At 66.7% G+C, this 18,342-nt stretch carries 14 protein-coding genes; 8 read left to right on the top strand and 6 right to left on the bottom strand.

Annotation, left to right across the window (positions count from 1 at the left end; genetic code table 11):
* The first annotated feature begins 35 nt into the window (after positions 1-35).
* Both AC08OV_RS02620 and AC08OV_RS02615 read left to right on the top strand, forming a co-directional pair.
* On the top strand, positions 36-680 hold the full coding sequence (locus AC08OV_RS02620; protein ID WP_476619247.1) for a hypothetical protein: 645 nt from the start codon (positions 36-38) through the stop codon (positions 678-680).
* 63 nt (positions 681-743) lie between these two features.
* Positions 744-1,535 carry a hypothetical protein gene (locus AC08OV_RS02615; protein ID WP_476619246.1) on the top strand — a complete coding sequence of 264 codons (792 nt, stop codon included), beginning with the start codon at positions 744-746 and terminating at the stop codon, positions 1,533-1,535.
* Positions 1,536-1,698: 163 nt separating this feature from the next.
* On the opposite strand, the gene AC08OV_RS02610 is transcribed toward AC08OV_RS02615, so the two are convergent.
* Positions 1,699-2,646, bottom strand: a complete 948-nt coding sequence (locus AC08OV_RS02610) for a hypothetical protein (RefSeq protein WP_476619245.1) — start codon at positions 2,644-2,646, stop codon at positions 1,699-1,701.
* A gap of 229 nt (positions 2,647-2,875) precedes the next feature.
* On the opposite strand from AC08OV_RS02610, the gene AC08OV_RS02605 reads away from it, so the two are divergent.
* Together AC08OV_RS02605 and AC08OV_RS02600 are read left to right on the top strand one after the other, a co-directional pair.
* Positions 2,876-3,604, top strand: a complete 729-nt coding sequence (locus AC08OV_RS02605; protein WP_476619244.1) for a PDDEXK family nuclease — start codon at positions 2,876-2,878, stop codon at positions 3,602-3,604.
* A gap of 334 nt (positions 3,605-3,938) precedes the next feature.
* A complete protein-coding gene (locus AC08OV_RS02600; protein WP_476619252.1) occupies positions 3,939-4,589 on the top strand; it encodes a transposase in 651 nt (216 codons plus the stop codon).
* A 20-nt stretch (positions 4,590-4,609) separates the two neighbouring features.
* On the opposite strand, the gene AC08OV_RS02595 is transcribed toward AC08OV_RS02600, so the two are convergent.
* From AC08OV_RS02595 to AC08OV_RS02580, 4 genes are all read right to left on the bottom strand, one after another.
* Positions 4,610-5,797, bottom strand: coding sequence for a hypothetical protein (locus AC08OV_RS02595; RefSeq protein WP_476619243.1), 1,188 nt, complete (start codon positions 5,795-5,797; stop codon positions 4,610-4,612).
* Positions 5,794-7,065, bottom strand: a complete 1,272-nt coding sequence (locus AC08OV_RS02590; RefSeq protein ID WP_476619242.1) for a hypothetical protein — start codon at positions 7,063-7,065, stop codon at positions 5,794-5,796. The genes AC08OV_RS02595 and AC08OV_RS02590 overlap by 4 nt, the downstream gene beginning before the upstream one ends.
* 275 nt (positions 7,066-7,340) lie before the next feature.
* Positions 7,341-10,379, bottom strand: a complete 3,039-nt coding sequence (locus AC08OV_RS02585) for an N-6 DNA methylase (protein WP_476619241.1) — start codon at positions 10,377-10,379, stop codon at positions 7,341-7,343.
* Positions 10,380-10,680: 301 nt separating this feature from the next.
* Positions 10,681-11,229 (bottom strand): hypothetical protein, encoded by a 549-nt coding sequence (locus AC08OV_RS02580; RefSeq protein WP_476619240.1) that lies wholly within the window; start codon positions 11,227-11,229, stop codon positions 10,681-10,683.
* An 85-nt stretch (positions 11,230-11,314) separates the two neighbouring features.
* Between AC08OV_RS02580 and AC08OV_RS02575 the strand changes: the two genes are divergently transcribed.
* Complete coding sequence (locus AC08OV_RS02575) at positions 11,315-12,166, top strand: hypothetical protein (protein ID WP_476619239.1); 852 nt, start codon at positions 11,315-11,317, stop codon at positions 12,164-12,166.
* Complete coding sequence (locus AC08OV_RS02570; RefSeq protein WP_476619238.1) at positions 12,159-13,361, top strand: helix-turn-helix domain-containing protein; 1,203 nt, start codon at positions 12,159-12,161, stop codon at positions 13,359-13,361. Before AC08OV_RS02575 ends, AC08OV_RS02570 begins: the two co-directional genes overlap by 8 nt.
* 164 nt (positions 13,362-13,525) lie before the next feature.
* On the opposite strand, the gene AC08OV_RS02565 is transcribed toward AC08OV_RS02570, so the two are convergent.
* Complete coding sequence (locus tag AC08OV_RS02565) at positions 13,526-13,792, bottom strand: hypothetical protein (RefSeq protein WP_476619237.1); 267 nt, start codon at positions 13,790-13,792, stop codon at positions 13,526-13,528.
* A 314-nt stretch (positions 13,793-14,106) separates the two neighbouring features.
* Between AC08OV_RS02565 and AC08OV_RS02560 the strand changes: the two genes are divergently transcribed.
* Both AC08OV_RS02560 and AC08OV_RS02555 read left to right on the top strand, forming a co-directional pair.
* On the top strand, positions 14,107-14,232 hold the full coding sequence (locus AC08OV_RS02560) for a hypothetical protein (RefSeq protein WP_476619236.1): 126 nt from the start codon (positions 14,107-14,109) through the stop codon (positions 14,230-14,232).
* A gap of 316 nt (positions 14,233-14,548) precedes the next feature.
* On the top strand, positions 14,549-18,157 hold the full coding sequence (locus AC08OV_RS02555) for a hypothetical protein (protein ID WP_476619235.1): 3,609 nt from the start codon (positions 14,549-14,551) through the stop codon (positions 18,155-18,157).
* The last annotated feature ends 185 nt before the right edge of the window (positions 18,158-18,342 follow it).

Below are 18,342 nucleotides of genomic sequence, written 5' to 3'. Positions count from 1 at the left end.
CTGTCTACTAAATCGGGAACGCTCCACCCAAGACCGTGCGGATCCGCGAAGACGTCCTCGAAGCCGCGATTACCGGTTTCTACGCCGAGCGTGTCTTCGGGCGTAGCCGGATCGCCCTGCTGACCGCGGAGCTCGCGACCTACGACAACCGCGCGACCCAGGAACGGGCGGTCGAGCGAGGCAGGCTTCAGAAGAAGATCGACGACCTTGGTCGCCGGCAGGCCAACCTGCTCCGCCAAGCCCAGGACGGCGACCCCGACGACCCGTTCACCCAGGGACTGCGAGCCGCCTACAACCAACTCGACACCGAACGCAGAACCGCTCTCACGAGGATCCAGGAACTCGACACGGCCGACGCCGCCGAACCCGACCAGCCAGGCCCCGACAGCCTCGCCCTCCTCGACGCCCTACCGACGCTCACCCTCACGCTCGACAAAGCCCCAGAAGCGCTCCAGCGACGCCTCTACGAGATCACCCAGCTCACCGTACACCTCGACCACGAGAAACAGGAGGTACACATGATGATCAAAATCCCGGTCGCAGACCTCGACACAGTCACCGACCTCGCGGAGGTGGCCGCCAACACCGCCGCAGCACGTACAACCACCACACGGCGCTCTCACCGCGTGGATGCAGTACGTGCCCCCGGCGGGGAACCTCGTAGAAGGGGGAGGCGCTGACCTGGGGGTTCCTACCGGGGAACTGGTCGTGGAGGCCAGTTTCGATGTTCCGCGTGGTGCGCGATGACCACGACGCCTCCTGTCTCGGCGCCTGGTGTGGACGGGCGTAGTGTAGCGTTCCGGGCGGTCACCGTGATCATTGGTGCGGTGGTCGGTCTGACCTTTTTGTTTGGGTTCGGCAATGTCTGGCTGCTTGGTCTGCGGCTGGGTGTGCCGGCCTATGTGGCGCCGTTGGTCGCGCCCGCGGTGGATTTGTCCGTGCTTGGCCTGCTTGTCGCGATTCGGGAGCTTGCGCTGCGGGGCGCGCCTCGTGAGGAGATCCGGCCCGCTCGTCGACTTCTCGTGTTCGCGAGCGTGGTGACGCTGGCGCTCAATATCGCCGAGCCTATTGCGGCCGGGAATCTGGGCAAGGCGGCGTTCGATGCCGTTGGCCCTTTGTTGTTGATCGGATGGGCGGAGGTGGGGTCGGGTCTACTCCATGCCATGCGGCCTGCTGGGACGGGGGCCGCGCCACGGGAGCCGCATGTGGCGGATGTGGCGGATGGTCGCGTGGTGGCGGAACAGCGCGGGCAGGAGGACGGCCCGGCCGTTACCGAGGCGCGCTCGGCGACGAAGGAGCGGCGTCGGGTGGACAATAGGGCGCGCGAGCAGGATTTGCTGCATCGAGCTCGGGCCGAGGACGTGTTGCATTGGCAGCAGAATCAGCGGCCGATCTCCGCGGAGACGCTCCGCAAACGCCTGCACGTGGGCACTCCTACAGCGCGGAGGCTGGTCGCGCGGCTGCGCAGCGACATCCACAGCCAGATCGAAGGCGCCACAGACCTCGTCGAAGAGGAGCCCCAGCAGCCGGTGTGATCTGAGGCAATGCGGTGGTCCCCGTGCCCACGAGTGCCTGGCACCGGTGGGCACGGGGCCTCAAGGAGCCTCGGCCTAGCATGCCGGCGGACGCGGCCCGTCGCCCGGGATGTGGCTGCGCATTTACCCCCGGCAAGCGGAGGATGGATAGAGGAAGCGGACACTACGTCGTTGGGTGGACGGGACGAACGGGTCGGCTAGGGCTGAGGAAGTGGACGTTCATTAGCTCATCGATGGCACGGGTGCGCTGCTGCCAGGCGACGGTTGCACTGCGTGGGTCGTGGCCGTAGTAGCGGGCGTAGGCGGTATCGACGACGTTCGCGGCGTCGAGTCCTGCGAGCGTCATCGCGCCCAGTTCCATGAGGTCCGGCTCTAGGACCAGGTCGGGTTGCGAGGGTGGCGAGGTCACGGCGCCGGTGAGCATCCACGCGTTGCTGTGCACGACGCCGGACGCCGCCTGGTAAAGGCTTGGCCTTCCCGGAAAATGCTCGGTGACCAACGTGGTCAGTTGTGGAGTGCGAGCCATCCGGTCTCCGGCTGGCGAGGTCAGTGGTTTGCTGCCGTTCACGACGATGCCGGCACGGGTGATCCGGTCGAGGATCTGGTCGCGCTCCCGGGTGGCTTGCTCGACGGCGTTCGGGACGGTCCCGGTGACGTTGGCAGCCGCTTTGAGGCGCGCTTCGGCGCTGTCGAGCAGCAAGCCGGCTCCCCGCGTGATTCGTAGCTGATAGGGAAGCTGCGGGTCGAGCAGATAGGCGACCTTCGCTGATGCCTCGCACGCCACTCGGATCACGGTGGACGGCGCCCACAGGAAGATCGAGGGCCCGTCCAGTAGCCGTTCAGCAGCATTCAGATGATCGATCACGCTGGCCACGAGTAGGCGGGAGACTTGCAGCGTGCCGAGCCAGAGCCGTCGCTGGTGAGCACGGCGCCTGTGCGGCGCGTCCTTCCACGCCACTTCGTCGCGCCGGAAGGGACTGTCCGGCGCCGGCGCTGCGGCGTAGGACTCGACGTCCCGCTGCATCGTGGTGCGCTGCAACGCCAACATCCTGCGGCAGCGGACGAGCAGCTCTGGCAGCGGCGTGTCGGGGCTCGCCGGAGTGGCGGTCACCATACCGAGGCTAAGCCCAGAAACCGATCAGAGGTTAAGATCATCGGTGCTGCGCGTGCTCAGCCGCAGCCTCGCCGCGCGCTGATCTCGACCTCATGCACGCGACCGCGGCGGCGCTGGGCGAGGGGACTGGTGCGCGGCTGTTCGGCGCACTCATCCAGCAGGAGGTCTGACGGTGGTCGATCCGCCTCCGGTGCAGGCACGGCCCACCATGTATGCGGGTACGCAGATGCGGTCACGACTTGAGGCCGACTTCGCTGGCTGGCTCGACCGGCATGGTTTCAAGTGGGAGTACGAGCCGATGTGCTTCGCCGGGCCAGACGGCCAGTGGTTGCCGGACTTCCGGCTGTCCGGGTTCGACACCTACATCGAACTCAAGCCGGCTGCGTTCGGGCTGGAAGGCTTCGACGACACGTCACGGCTCGACCGGATGCGGCGTGCGGTCGACCGGATGAAGATCGCCTTCCAGACGGAGCCGACCGCGACGGTGGCGCTGATCTTGTGGGAGTACGGCGCCGCTTGGCCGGCGACCGGACTCATCTGCTCGCGCCGGACCGGCGAGGAACTCTTCTACAAGGCGACGCTCAGTACGTTCATGCTCCTCGGGTCTTTCGCCGGCATCGGGTGGACGCTTGACGCGGAAGTCCAGCGGCGGTCCGCGCGGGGCAAGGAACGGGTCGAGTCGATGATTCGGTCGCGTGAGGGCTGGGGGCGGGCCAGAGCTCTGATGGCGCTGATCGAGGAGGCGGGTGATCCCGCCCTCCTTGAGCGGGCACGTGCCGTCGTGGCCGAGAAGGCGGCCGAGGCCGAGGAGGCCCGTGCGACGAACGTCACACTCCTCGAACCGCCGGTAGCCAGTCCGAAGGGCATCGTGTACCTGCGCTACGGGCTTGCCGATGGCACGCCCGGGACGGGGGACATGAGCGCACCCGATCGCGGAGCCGGGCGCGACGACTGAAACCGCCCCACGCCAGTTGGTCCGTGCCGCCGGCGGTGAATCCGCCAGGTCGGCATTCCGTCACGCGGTGGGCAGTTCGAGGTGCCGACACCGTGACGAAGTGCCTCGCCGGAGGGTCGCCGCCGTTACGCAATGGTCTGGCAGGCCCCGTCGCCCTGGTGCCATAGACGGGGGCTGTGGTCTGCGGTTTCGGGTCTGACAGTAGTGGGCGGTGCGGGCTCGGTGCTGGTGGCGTCGTCGCCAGCGGGAGCATGTGAGGATCTGTTTGGTGGTCGCGGTGGTGTCGGCCAAGAGCGTGGTGAACAGGCGGCGTGCTTCGGCCAGTTTGACCGCGATGAGCCCGGCCTCGTCGGTGGTGGGCTGGCGCTCACCGCTCGACCCGTCCCTTTCGCCGCCAGCTCGACTTGATCGAGACGGTCCCCGGGGCCAGGGGGCGCACTGCGCAGGTCATCCTCGCCGAGATCGGCGCCGACATGACCGCTTTCCGACGGCCGCCGCCCTGGCGTCCTCGGCTGGGATGTGTCCCGGCAACAACCAGTCCGCCGCCATCGCCAGAAGCGGGCCGACCCGCCACGGCGACCCTGGCTCAAGGCCGCCCTCGGCCAGGTCGCGATCGCCGCCAGCCGCACGAAGGGCACCTACCTCGCGGCCCGCTACCGGCGCCTCGCCGCCCGCCGCGGCAAGAAACGCGCCCTCGTCGCCGTCGGCCACTCGATCCTCATCTCCGTCTGGGTCATGCTCACCGCCGGCCAGCCCTACCACGATCTTGGTCCTGACCACTTCGTCAACCGGCTCGACGACCGCGCCAAGGCCCGCAACGTCAGCCGCCTCCTCGACCAGCTCGCCAGCCTCGGCTACCAGGTCACCCCTCCGGCCCGCCCCCGTCCCGACACGGGCGCAACTCACTGGGTTTCGATTGGTCAGGGCCATCTGGTGCGGGCGTCGAGTCTTTCTCTGCCTGGAGTTGGCCTCCGAATCTGCCTGATCCGTCGCGCCGAGATCGGCCTATCGAATCACGTCGTCGGGCAGGAGCGTCAGCTGCGAGTTCCTGTCGGCTTCCACGGCTGGCGTTGCAGCCTGCGGGTCGCGCCGGTCACCGCCGGTCAGGTCGTGGACGAGGAGTTCTCGGGCCATGGCCCGGAAGTTTGGGTCCAGGCCGGCGGAGGCGACCAGAAACCCGACGATGTCGGCAAGGAGTTTGGCAGCGATCGGGTCGGTGTTGCCGGCGAACGCCTTCAGTATAGTGGTGCGCTTGCGGGCGACGAGCGCGGCGCTGAGCATCTCGGCGTAGCGCAGGGCGGGAAGGCAAGTGGCCGGCGAGCGGCTGAACCGTCCGACAAGTTCGAGCAGTTGACCGAACCAGGTCGGCAGCACTTGCGCGCTGGATTCAGCTGCCGGGGGCAGGACCCGGCGTAGCTGTTCGAGCAACTGTGTCTTCTCGCGGAAGGCGACCTGGCCACCGACAAAGTACTCGATCAGGCAGGTCCGTACATCTGCGGCGTGGGTGGCTCGGATATGTTCGACGGCGCGGGAGACCGTGAGTAGGAACAGCCACGAGCAGTCGAGCAGCAGGGCGGCGTGCAGCGGGTTCGCCGGGTCGAGAGCGACGGAGGCGTCCGCGAGGTGGCTCACCATCTGGGTGAGGTTGCGGTACGGTTCGTAGACCCAGTAGTCGAACTGCCGATATTCCAGCAACGGGTCGAGCTTGCGGTCCAACCCTGTGAACGCCTTCAGGTACTGCTCGATCTGAACGGGGTCGAACAGTCGAGCCAGCGGCGCATCGGTCAGATCGAGTTCGATCGGGTGCTGGACCTCAAGCGCGGTAAGGTCATCGCCGGTCAAAACAGCGATCTTCAGCCGGGCGGCGAGCTGCCGCGAGGCGTCGGTGACCTTGGTCGGACGGACCATGTAGGCGGCGTCGGCGCCGAAGAAGTCACCTACCCCGCGTATCCAGAACATCCGCTCCGTAGTTGCCTTGGAGGTGCTCTTGCAGTCGGCGATGGCAGTGTGTACCCGGAAGCCGGGAGCGATCGTGATGGCCAGGACATCAAGATCGGTGTACGACTCGAAGTCTGGTCGGCCCCGGCGGGCCGGCACGTAGGCGCGCAGCGGGACGTCCACACGCGTGGCGAACCCCATCCGCCACAGCAGCCGCCGCACGGCGCCCTTCTGCTCCAGGTCCAGTTCGCTCACAACGCTCCCCGCCCCATCAACGCGTCGAACACCTTGGCGTACTCCCGATCCGGAATCCGGACCTGCTTGCGCGTGCGTGCCGCGGTCTGGAGCGGCTGCAAGTACCGGGCGTCCAGCGACAGAAGATCGCGTACCTGCTCTGACGCCTGGCGGCCCGCCACCATGGGCTCGCCAGCCAGCAGCATGTCCCGCGCGATGGTTAACGCCTCCCGGTTGTCGGGCGTGTCGATGAGGGTCGGTCGCACCCACCGTCCCCAGGACACGTCGTCAGGGCCGAAGGAGATGATCCCCCGGTTGCGCATCAGCTGGTACTGGCGCTCCGAGGACCCGTGAGGGTTGAGGCTGCCCTCCTCAAGCAAGGCTGTGATGAGGTATACCGCGTTGCTGACGCTGCTGAACCCGCCGAAGTCCTCAGCGCATCGCACGCACGCAATGATCGCAAGAGCCTTGTCCAGCACTGGCTTCCGCGTCACCAGCAGCTCACGATCCAGGCTGTAGGGCAGTGTCGCGAATGCCCGCATCGTCTCGTCCGGCAACTGGACGGTCGGCGCGGGCACCAGACCGCGGGCGACCGCGTCAACCAGGAGCGGGAACTCCTCCTGTGTGATCGCCAGCCCTTGATGCTTCTTCAGGGCGTCGAACTCGACGAGCATCCGATCCGGGCCGTGGGCGGTGAGCAGTTCGTCAAGAACGTCCGGGTGCTCGAAGGCCGTGAACGGCGAGTAGGCGATCTCCCCGTCGATCGTCGCCACCGTACGCAGCAACCCGGACTCCCGCCCGATGGCGACCAATCGACCGGAGTCAGCTGTGCTGAGGTTGACAGCATCGGCGAGAACCTCAACGGGTACTGGGCCACTGGCGAGGCGGTCCACCACGGCGAGCATCTGCTCCTCGAACTGCCGCGGTCTGAGCGCACGCCACCGCCCTCCGAGGTCGTCGTACAGGTCGTGATAAACCGGTACGCCCTCAGTCAGCCCGGTGACCTGCCCAGCCGCGTCGCGGGTTAGCTCCACGAAGCCAGCCTCTTCAAGGAGGTCCAAGACCCGCTCGAAGGCATGCGGCGCCACGTCCAGCTCGCTGACGGCCACGGCCTCCAGCGCGCTCACGTCCGGGATCAGATGCCGGTCACGGATCAGGGCGGCCACATCGGCGGCCATCCCGACCAGGCGGGTGTTCTTCAACGGCACCAGGCCCGGAGAGTTCGGGTCCACCGTCCGGAGCCCGGCGTGGACGTCCTGACAACGCAGACCCTCTACGTACTGCTCCATCTCCACCCTCACCACGCCGCGCCGACTGTCCGGCCCCCCGCCGAACGACCATGTGGCCAGCCGACCGACCCGACGCCGACGAGCCTACCGTTCGCATGTGAAGTACGGCACATAGTGTTCCTATGGGCGGTGGGAGGGAATGCATGCCGCCCGCCCCCCCTGAAGATCTCGTCGAGAGGCATCGCCCAGCCGAGCGTTAGTACGAACGCCCTGAGTGCGGGAAGGAAGCGGGGTCGCGGCGGGGTTGCGCGGGCGGCAGGTGCTTGCCATCCGTGTTAGCCGGCAGGAGTGAGCAGGAGCCGGACGGTGTCGTCGATCTTTTGCGCGACTCCATCCTCCTCCAGGGCTTGACGGATTCGGCGGCGCTGGGCCTGGAAGGACACGGCGGGTAGTTCGATGGCGGTGGCGACTGCTTCGGCGCGTTCAGCGAGGCCGGCGAGTTCGCGGTGTTGCTCGGCGTCGGCGTTGTACAGGGGGATCGGCACCTGGAAGACGTACTTGTCGAAGTCGCGGGGGTTGTGCTCGCCCCGGGACTGCAACGGCCGGACCATCTCAAGAAGCGTGGCGCTGTTGAGGACTGCGGTCAGGTAGCGGGCCTCGTCGATGTCGGCGGCGGTTGCCCAGTAGAGCTTGTGGTCGATGACGGCGTTCGGGTCGCTGATGATGGCCGCCGCCATGTACATGCCGCCTTTGGCATAGACGACCCGGTGGGAGGTAGCCGGGAGCTGCCCGCGCAGTTTGCGTCGGTAGTCGATCTGGTCCAGCAGGCTCATACCGGGGCTGGCGCGGTGGGCCGCCCAGATCCGTTCGGCGCTCCGCCACCAGCCGGCGAGGCCCGGGTAGAGATCAAGCCGGTCGTCCGTGCCGTCGAGGAGACGCTGCCCGTCCCAGGGGATCACCGCCAGGTGCGGAGCGAGCGTGCGGAACGGCAGCACGGTGTGGCCGAGGTGCACGGGCCGGACGAACGGCCGCTCGACGTTGCCGGTGAGAGGGGCGAGATCCTTCCACGGCTTCTTCTCGTTGGCACTGCGCTGGCTGCGCACGGCCCGTCGGCCGGCGCCGGCTCCCAGAGGACTGGACGGCGCGGGCTCGACGAGGACGAGCACTCGGGGCACGAGGCTGGCGCCTTGGGCGAACCGAGACGCATACGGGGACCGGGGCCCGGCTTCGGTCGCGGCCCCGCCCTCGCTGCGGGTGAGGGCGGGCAGCGCCTCGGCGAGGGAGATGTTGCGCCCGGCCAGGCGGCCCGACCAGGACTGCGCGGGCGTGGCCAGTGGCTTCGGATCGACCGGGGCACGATGGCCGAACAGGACGCAGGCGGGGACCGGGAAGAACGACGGCTTGACCGCGTGCAGGTCCCAGGCGGCGTCGAAGGCGGCGACGACGCTGTCCAAAGGTGTGCTCCACTTGCCGGTCCGGAAGCCGGCGAACTGGCGCCGCGACAGGGTGGCCAGCGGCAGCACAAAGCCGAACTTCCCGCTGGTCTTGAGGTAGAGCTCGGCGGCGCGGGCGACGAACAGGCCGGAGAGGTCCTGGTGGGTGGCGACCGCCGCGCCGGCCCAGAAGCCGCGGTCGTCGCTCATCGCCCGGAAGTCGGCCTTGGTCGCTTCGGGCATGAACCGGTAGGCCAGCCACGGCGGGTTGCCGACAAGCACGTCGACCCGGTTCTCGCCGCGGGCTTGCCAGACGGGACGGGCGAGGTTGCGGACGTAGTAGCCCCAGATGTGGTCGCGCCCAGCATCGTGCAGCTCGCACATCGTGGCGAACGTGCGCGCGACCGGCTCCTGGTCGTCGGGGAGCACGGCGTAGAGCCGGAACACGGCGGTCAGGGGCGGCGGCGGGCTGCCGGCCGGACGGTTCGCGGCGCGGTCAGCCAGTTCGGAGACAAGCCGGTCGAACCGGCCGGCGTCGGCGAGGAGCCGGTTGGGGAACTGTAGCTCGTTGGCGAACAGCTGCGCGCCGTCGTCGGTGGGCACGGTCAGCATGTCGGCGGCCAGCAGGGTGCGCTGCTGGCCCCACTGCATGCTGTCGCCCAGATAGACCGGGACGGAGAACGGCGGCCGGTCGTCGGCCTGGAGCCGGTCCATCCCGATCGCGAGCAGGTAGGTGACCCGGGCGAAGGTCACCGCGACCGGGTGCACGTCGATGCCGGCGACCGACCGGGTAACGCCCTCGATCGCCTCCGGTCCGCCGAGCTCAGCAGTCTCGGCGGCGGCGAGATAGCGGCGCACGGCATGGAACAGGAACGTGCCCGACCCGCAGCTGGGGTCGAGCACCCGCTGGTGCAGCGGGTCATCGACGGCCTCGGCCACGACCGCCTCGGCGAGCCAGTCCGGGGTGTAGTACTCGCCGAGGCGGTGTCGCTGGTCGGCGGAGATGACCGACTCGTAGAGCACCTTCATCACGTCGTGCTCGACCTGCGACCAGGCAAACCGGCTCAGCCGACGGGCCATCGCGCGTACCAGGGCGCCGCCGCCGTCGACCTCAGCGGGCCAGTCGAAGAAGTCGGCCTCTACAACCCCGCCGATCTGCGCCTCGGCAAATCGGCCGCCGCCGAGCAGGGTCGCCGGGCTGTGGGTCGGGTCGGCCGGGTCGAACCCCATCACCGCGTGGCTGATGATCTCGGCGGTCATCACCAGCAGGGTGTGTTCGACGAACAGCTCCTCCTCGTCGCGGAAGCTGGTGCCCAGCGCGGTCGTCAGCAGCTTTGCCCACAGCTGTCGTTTGAGTTTGACCGTCGGCAAGTCGCGGTGGCGGGCGTAGAGCGCCCGCAGGTCCGCGGCGTCGAGTGCGTGCGCGGAGCTGTCCGCGCCGAGGCGCCGCTCGATCTCCCGGGGCGTGGGCACGATCCGCTGGCCGGTCGCGAGCACCCCTTCGAGCCATACGCAGAACAGCTCGACCTGCGGGTCGCGGACGTCCAGGGTGAACGACGAGACCAGCGACATCTGGCCGCCGACCAGGTGGTAGAGGTGCCACTCGGCGCCGTCGGTGAGAACCCCGACGTAGCGCTGCCCGGTTTCGCGGACCCGGCCGGCGACGTAGCCGGCCAGCTGCGTCACCGCGTCCGCCCGGACGTTGCCGACCCGCAGGTCGCGTTTGACCTCGAAGACGGTGAAGCCGGTCTCCACGTCGATCCGGCGCCGCTGGCCCGCCGGCGACTCCAGAACGATCTCCTCAAGATCGCCATCGCCGAGATCGAGCGGAGCGACCGTCAGCAGCATGTGCAGGTCGCTCTGCACGTTCGCCTCGGTCCGCCCGGGACGGCGGTCCGCGAGGCGAACCAGGAGCTCACGCAGATCCACGGCGGTAGGCACCCCGGAAGACTAAGCGAACCGTACCGGCCCGGTCTGTCGCGACTCGTAGCTGAACACGCGGCGATGCTGTTACCGCAGCCTTAACGGCCAGCCGTTCCTCGACCGTAGGAAGTGGACGGCAGGTCCGAGGTGCTGTCTACGGCCAGGTGGTCGATATGGCAGACCGGGCAGAGTGGGCTCGGCCGGTCGTCGTGCTGCACCCAGTCAGCCGGCAGGTGTAGATCGTCGCTTATCGTCGGCAACCTGTAGTAGTGATCGATACGCCCGGCGTCCCGCCCGGTACTTCGGCCGCCGCAGCAGTTCAGACGACGCTGACATCGATTGAGTCGGCCCATGCCGTCAAATCGGCGGTCCGGTGGGTGGACCAGCCGCGGGCCCGTAGCTGGCCGTCGGGTGTGGTCTGGCGGGGTTCTGGCATGCCGAAGTGGTGGGCCAGTCCCTCGATCAGCCGGTGCGCCGCGGAGATCAGACCGGGTCGGCTGGCGGCCATGTCGTCGATGTCGCCGATGCTGATCGAGGTGATGGGAGGCGCCACCGCTCGGATACCCAGGCGGTCTCGGAAGGACGAGCCGACGTCGGCCAACGCCAATGTGTGGTAGCCGTTGGGCGGGGTGAGCGTGGCGGAAACGGATGCGGTTCCTGCGGTGCCGGCGCGGTCGCGGGCGTGCTCGGCCAGGAAACGCAGCGCGGACAGCACCGCCTGCGTGACGTCTTCGTCCGCGACGAGGGCGACACCGTCTGGCGTGTCCCGCTGTGTGATGTTGAACAGGCTGGCCGCGAAGCTCGCCGCTCCCGAGTCGCGTAGGTGGCAACCCAGCCGCGCGTCCTGATCCCGCTGACTGCCCGGCACGGCACCGGGCGGTAGGTGCGGAAAAGTTAAGCGCCCGTGGTAGGTTGATCCATGTTCATGAAGTGGGCTGTCCTACGGAGGGGCCATGGCTGGTGAGGTCGCGCCGTCGCGGTGGGCCGTCGAGCAGTTCGGCGAGCACGCGGCGGACGTGGTTCGTCACGTGGTCACCGGCCTGGTGCGGGCTCAGCAGGCGGCTCGGTTGGTGCAGCAGGCAGCCGAGCGCGAGGGAGCCGCGGACAGGCGGGCCTACGGCAGCATGTGGGCTACGCGCTACCGCCTGGTCATCAAGCAGTTCGAGCTGGCGAAGCTGCCCGGGTATCAGGCGCATAGGCCCAAGGGCGCCTCGTATAGCCTGGCTGTGATCAACGGGCGGGTGCTGATCCCGTTCCGGCACGCCACATCGCTGAAGGTGCCGATCGCCAGCGCGAAGCTCAGCAACAAGATCCCCCACGAGGTCGCCCGGAACAACGGTGTGCGACCCGCCCCGACGTTGTTCGACGTGGTTGGCTCGGAGGACGCGGCCGGTGTGGACGACGGCGCGACGAGGCCGACCGAGTCGGCTGACACGGCGGGTCCGACGGTTGCCGAGGCTGCCGCGGCGGCGACGGTGGAGAACCTTGTGGTGATCTACGTGGGATGGGTGGCCAACGCGGACAGCGATGAGGTGCTCGGCGCCTGGTGGGGCACGCCGACGGCGTTGGAGGACGACGGCGCCATGGTCTGGTCGCCTGAGCGGCTCGACATGAGCATCGCGGCCTCGGGCACGGCCGATGGGCGTCGCGGTGACCTTCGTCCGACCGGGACGTTGGACACGGTGGCGGGCTTCGCCCAGGGTGATCTGCCACCGCTGGGGATGACTCCGCGGGCCGAGCCCACGCAGCTCCCGTCCTCAGAGGTCGAGGAAGCCGACCCGGCGGCTGAAGACGGCGATGAGTAGAGACATCCAACCGCCTCTGTTCACCGCTGTCGGTACCCGTGTTGCCCGCACCGGTCGCGCGGGGATGCCGTCGCCGGCTGAGGTGCACGAGGCGTTTGACCCGACTCGGTTGACACAGGCACGTCATCTCGCCGGGATGACCAAGCGGCGGCTCGCGGACGAGCTCGGGGTGACGCCGGCGGCGGTCAGCCAGTATGAGACGGGCACGAACCGTCCCCGGGCAGACCTCCTGCCGCGCGTCGCCGACGTTCTCGGTGTGCCGTTGACGTTCTTCATGATCGGCCGGCCCCACGCGCGGCTGGACTCCTCGGCGGCGCATTTCCGCAGCCTGCGCAACACCCGCGCCTACCAGCGTGCGAAGGCCATCGCCCTGACCGAACAGGTCTGGGAACTCGCCTACGCGCTGGAGAAACGCGTCCAGCTCCCTCCGGTCGACCTCCCCGGGTTCAGCGGCGGGGAAGTGCATCCCGGCACCGCGCTCCCCACCGACCCGGCCGCCGCCGCCCGCGCCCTGCGCGGCGCGTGGGGGCTGGGCAGCGGGCCGATCACACATCTGGTGCGGCGCCTGGAGGCACACGGAATCGTCGTGCACGCACCCCAGCGCGACGACGACATGCGGTCGGTCGACGCGTTCTCCACGTCACGGCTTCCCCGCCCGGTGATCGTGCTGACACCGAATCGGACCGACGACGTCTACCGCCACCGGTTCAGCGCCGCCCACGAGCTCGGTCACCTCGTCCTGCACGGCGAGGCCAATCCCGGCGACATCACCCAGGAACGGGAAGCGGACACCTTCGCCGCCGAGTTCCTCACTCCCCGCGACGCGATCCTGCCGCAGCTCCCTGGCCGAGCCGATCTACACAGGCTCTCCCAGCTGCGTGGCACCTGGGGCGTGTCCGTCAAGTCCCTGATCTACCGCTGCCGCGAACTCGGCCTTCTGTCGGACTCCTCGGCCAGCCGCGCCTATCAACGCCTCCACAGCCTGGAGGGCCAACCGGGCTTCGCCGCCGAACCTCCGGCCGGCTATCCCGGCGAGCTGCCTGCCCTCCTGGCCCAGGCATTCGAGCTCGCCTGCGACCACGGACTGACGATCAGCGACCTCGCTCGCGAACTCGCCTGGGACGTTCCACGCGTCCGCCAGATGCTAAGCATCGACGTACAACGCCCAGTCCTTCGCGTGCTCGGAAGCAGATGACAATCGACATGACCGCAGGGCGGGATCTCGTCGAGGCTGCCGATCTGCTGCTGTAGCCGGTTGACCGCCGGAACCAGCGGTCGCTTCCCGGAAGCGCGAAGGCCGGCAGCCTACGGGGGGAAGGCTGCCGGCCGCTCAGAGTATGAGTTCACTAGGTGATCTGGTCAATCGCCGGAACGGGTCGCGGCATGTGCCGGCAGCTTGTTGGGGGAGGAGGCGGTCTGCGCCGCCGGGCGATGGGCGTTGATCCACTCGTCCATGTCGACCTTGCGCCAGACGCGTCCAAGCCCAGTCTCGCCAGCAGGCGTCGGGAAGTTGGGGCGCTGGGTGAGCTGATAGCAGCGGGTCCGGGATCGCCGGAGGCGATCCATCAGGTATCCGATGCCCACGAGGTCACCATGCTCACGGTTTCCGCTGTCCGCGCGACTCATGACAAGGACGCTAACTGATGGGTGAGGCACTGTCGATAAAGACAGTGCTGGCCAGGGTAGGGGACAAAGTTGTGCCTGCCGCCCAGCAGGTATCCGTTGCCACGGAGCTGTGCGCCGGTGAAGTTGATCCACGTGCTGTGAGAGGTGATCCGTGTGTCGCGCCCGCCAGCGCTCTGGTGTGCGCAGGGGCCGCCAGCGGCTCGAAGCGAGACCGGAGCTGTCACAACGCCATCCAGGGCCGAAGGCATAGCCGTCTTGCTCCAGCAACACCGGTGGCCAACCATGCCAGCGTGGGTCCGCCAGCCGGGCGCAGCTTGCGGTCAGTTACGAGGACGGAGCCGGCGCTCGACGACATCGAGGCTGTCGACATCGTGCTGCTACGCGGCTGGAGCCCACGGGCTGGCGCCGCGCAGGCGCTCGCCTGCGCGGCGCGGACTTGACCCGCGTCCGGTGGCCAGGTCGTACCTGACCGGCGTTCTCGGGTTGACGCAGGACCAACTGGACGTCGCACCGGGGGACGAGGACACGGTTGCCTGAGGGTGTTGCCGTGGGTGTCGCCCGCGCGCTGACTCTGGCGATTTGCTTACGCCCGACGTTCAGACGCGTTAATGTCGGCTGGTGAGTGGCGGAGGGCCCACATCGGCAGGTGACCAGGTCGGCGAGTTCGGTATCCCAGAAGCTGTGTACCAGGTTGGGACCGACGTTAAAAATACCGCTCCACCCACGCGCGCGCGATTCGACTACCAGGATGAGTGTGTGGCTTGGTGGGTCCTACAAGGACTGCGCAGCCAGGATCTTCTCGGCGTCCTGGTGGAAAAGACCACCGACTTCGTTATACTGAGCAAGACCGGCGACCCCGAGCTGGTGTCTGTCAAGCATCGCGAGCCGAACCAGTCGAGTAGCGTAGGCTGGACGCTCGCGGCGCTACGGAACGATAAGGTTATTACCGGGCTTTATCAAAACTGGCGTAAGGCCGCCATACCTTGCTCGGTGGCATTTGTCAGCAACTCCGGCGCCCAAGGCGCCGAGGCATACGCGATTCACCGCGCGTGTATGACCCGCGAGTCTGTGGATCATCAGCGAGCGACAGCTATTCTCATCAATGAGTTCGGTCTGCGAAAAGATGACGCTTCCGATTTCCTTTCGGCGCTTGAGTTTCTTCGGGACCCCTTGCCTGCCCGGCCGCATATCACCGACAGCAATGTACGTCGGATGCAGGAGTATCTGGCAGAAGCGGGGCGCCCGGGACGTTGGGCGTACGAATGCTATGAGCATTTCGTGGGGAGGATACGTGAGGCGGGCACCGACGTTCCGCCTGCGCGCCGATCCGTAGCCGCGCCCGCGCCCGTGGCCGCTACTTTACGTGATCTGAACCGGAAACTCAGGCACGACGATGTAAGTAGACGATATCTGTCGGCAGCAGACCTTCGGAACACCATACTTGCCGAAAGCGATAGACGCGACGCTCGGGCACCTCGGACCGAGGGCCAACCTTGGGAGCCAGACCCGCTCTTTACAGGTCGAAAGAACGAGTTGGCGCGGGCGCTGCATGCTCTGCGAATCGGCGAATCCGACCGTGTCGCTCCGGTCGTATTCCACGGAGTGACGGGCTGTGGCAAGACAAGCCTGGCTTTGGAGGTGGCCGCCCGATCCTCTGGTTCCCTCACCCCTGTTCTTATCAACGTGGAAAGCCGGGCAGCGCTGATACATGCGCTCAACGAACTCGCCGGAGCGGCCAGTCCGGATATTTCGGTGGCCGGCGCTCTCCCTAACCGCGGCGCCCCAGCCGCGCCGACGCTTCCACATAACCCATCAATGCTTCTAATACTCGATGGGGTGCGGGACCGCGAGGCCATCCAAGGAATCGTATCCCGCCAGAACCTCTGTAGGGTCCTGATAACAACGCAGATCGCGCACGTAGATGACGGATACCTTCATATTGAGATAGCGGATTGGGCTCCCGAAGATAGCGTCACGTATATACAGCGAGTTTTGGCTGGCGCCGATGGCAGCGATGCAGGCAACCTCGCTCGGTCCCTTCACAACTATCCGCTGGCGGTCGCGCAGGCCGCGAACTACTGCCGAGCTCTCCGGATTTCGATACCAGAGTACCTGCGCCGCTTTGACGCTGAACCAGCTCGACTCCTCGACCGCAGGCTGGCAGGTTGGGTTCCCAATACGGCAACGACTGCCGTAAATCTCAGCATAACAGCGGTCGCGGAGACGGACAGGCTGGCCCTGGCCCTCCTCCACGCACTTGCGTTCACCGGAGATGCACCCATCCTGGAGGAAATCTTCGATAATGAGAGTCGGCCCGCTCTCGTTCGAGAGCGAACGGTCATCGATCAACCTCAAAAGAATCCGTGGTATCGCTTCTGGACGCGGCGAACAAATTCGGATGGAATCAAGTCTTATTATACATTCAACAGCTCCGCCTTCGCCATGCGAGAATCCCTCCGCGACCAGCTTCGTCGGGACGAGGCCGTCGCGGTCCTTCATGACTTCTCCCTTGTGCAGCGGGACGCCGGGAGGTTGCGGATTCACCCCATAGTCCAGCTGGTATCTCGCGAGATGATCGGCGATGGCGTAGTAGCGTTCGAAGTCATGATGGGGACATTTGTGCGATGGCTCTCGCCGAGGCATAGCGAGCATAACAGGAAACTGGATGCGTACATTAGCCACGTCTCGGCGGTGACAAGATGGGGACTTGAGACAGGCTATTCCGGCCCGGACCTACTCGCCGCCTGTATGTACCTAGCTCGCTTCCTTGGGCCGTTCGGCGATGCGAAACAGGCTCTGGAGTTCGCAGCGACAGCGATGAGCATGGCGAAAGACCAGGCCGCCACCGGAAAAATACCTGAAGGCTGGCTGATCGACGTCCACGCGGCCATGGGTGCGGCAGAACAGTGGGCGGGCCACGCCGACCGCGCGATCGAGCTGTTTCAGCGCGGCCTCGAAATCGCGCGAGAGATCAACGACAGGAGCGCCGAGGCAGCCCTTCTCGTCAACCTCGGCGAGACCGCCGTCTTGTCGGACATGCGAAGTCTCGTCGAGCAGATAGTGGACGATATTCCATTTCACGAGAGCGAAGGCGTCTCCCACTTCAATCTGTACGCGGGACATGTCAAGTTTCAGATGCTCTCGATGCTGGGACGTCTAGAGGAGGCAGCCCGGATCAACGAGTGGTCCGCCTCGATCGTCACAGCAAGCGCCGAAGCTGACGATACAATAATCGGTTTCATTTATGAGGACGCGTCAAGACTGGCACTCGATCTACGAGACTCAGAGAAAAGATTGGACTATTCGAGAAAAATCTTGTTTCGCCGCAAGGACGTACGTGGCACAGGTTCTTACCCCCGCGCCGACGATGCGCATTTCATCCGGGCGATCGTCGATCTCGCCGACGCCTGCATCGACCTCGCCGAAGATACGGCTCGGGACATGGCGCTCGGAGCCGTCGAAAACTCTGACAGACCGTTGGAACTCCTACAGGAGTCGGCGACTCTTCTGGACGAAGCCAAGATCCTCACAGAACAGAGGTTCGGCGCCGACGACTGGCTCCACGCTGAAATTCAAAGTGTCCTCGGGCGACTGTTGACAACCCGGGGAGAAGCAGATACGGCAATTCCATTGCTCGTTTCTGCCCTCGGCCAGCTACAGAACCTAGACCCATCGCGTCAAGGGCGCCTATCGGCCACACTGTATCATCTGTCCACCGCGCATCTCGCCAAATCCGATTTCACGGAGGCGCGGAGAATCTTCCTACGGTTACAGGAACACGACCGCAATTCCTACGATGACAATCATCCGGAGATGCGCAAGAACGCAGAGCTGGCCCTCTCCATAGACATGACAGAGGCACTCCGCGACATGGGCGTGCCCGCCGAGGGCTGGGGCATCCACCATCTGCTCGGTACTGATCGGCAGTCCACGCGAGGGATCTCCGAGCCGGTCGACAAGGCACCCTTGCGCTTCCTTTGTTGTATTGGGATGGTTCGTTACGTCGGCGAGGTACTGGCCGTTCAATCGGGAATGGAGGACCGAGGCGAGGCGATACGGTGGGCTATGAATCACCTAGGCGCGGACGAGAGCAGATTCTATCAGCTTGAAACTGCTGCGGAACTGCGTGACGAGTTGTGGATAGGTATGGACGGCCTCTCCGCCCGCTGCCATATCATTCAGCGCTTCAGCGACGGCTGGCGTCTCATCCGTGCTCTCGCTCATACGCTCGATGCCAGCAGCGACGACACGGCCGAGGCCCTAAACTGGGGTCGTCGCATCCTGCGGACGCGGCGACTGCCGGCGCCGGACTGGCAGCAGGGCCCGACGACCTACAGCGGCACCGGCGAAACCTGGTTTGGATAGCCAGAACCGGGACTCTCGCGGCTGCCCACCGGGCATGAACTGGTCCGCGCGGCCAGAGACCGGGGCCATCCTGCGCCCGACCGTGTGGGCCGGACCGCTGCAAGGCGAGGCGCGGCCATGCAACGGCCCACAAGCGCTGAATCTTCGCGCGCCACGGTGCGCCTAGACGGCGCAGTGTTGCTGAC

It is taken from the genome of Frankia sp. CeTa3Moorea (assembly GCF_978021225.1).
The sequence above is the reverse complement of the archived record's forward strand: the minus strand, read 5'-3'. Positions and strand labels throughout refer to the sequence as shown.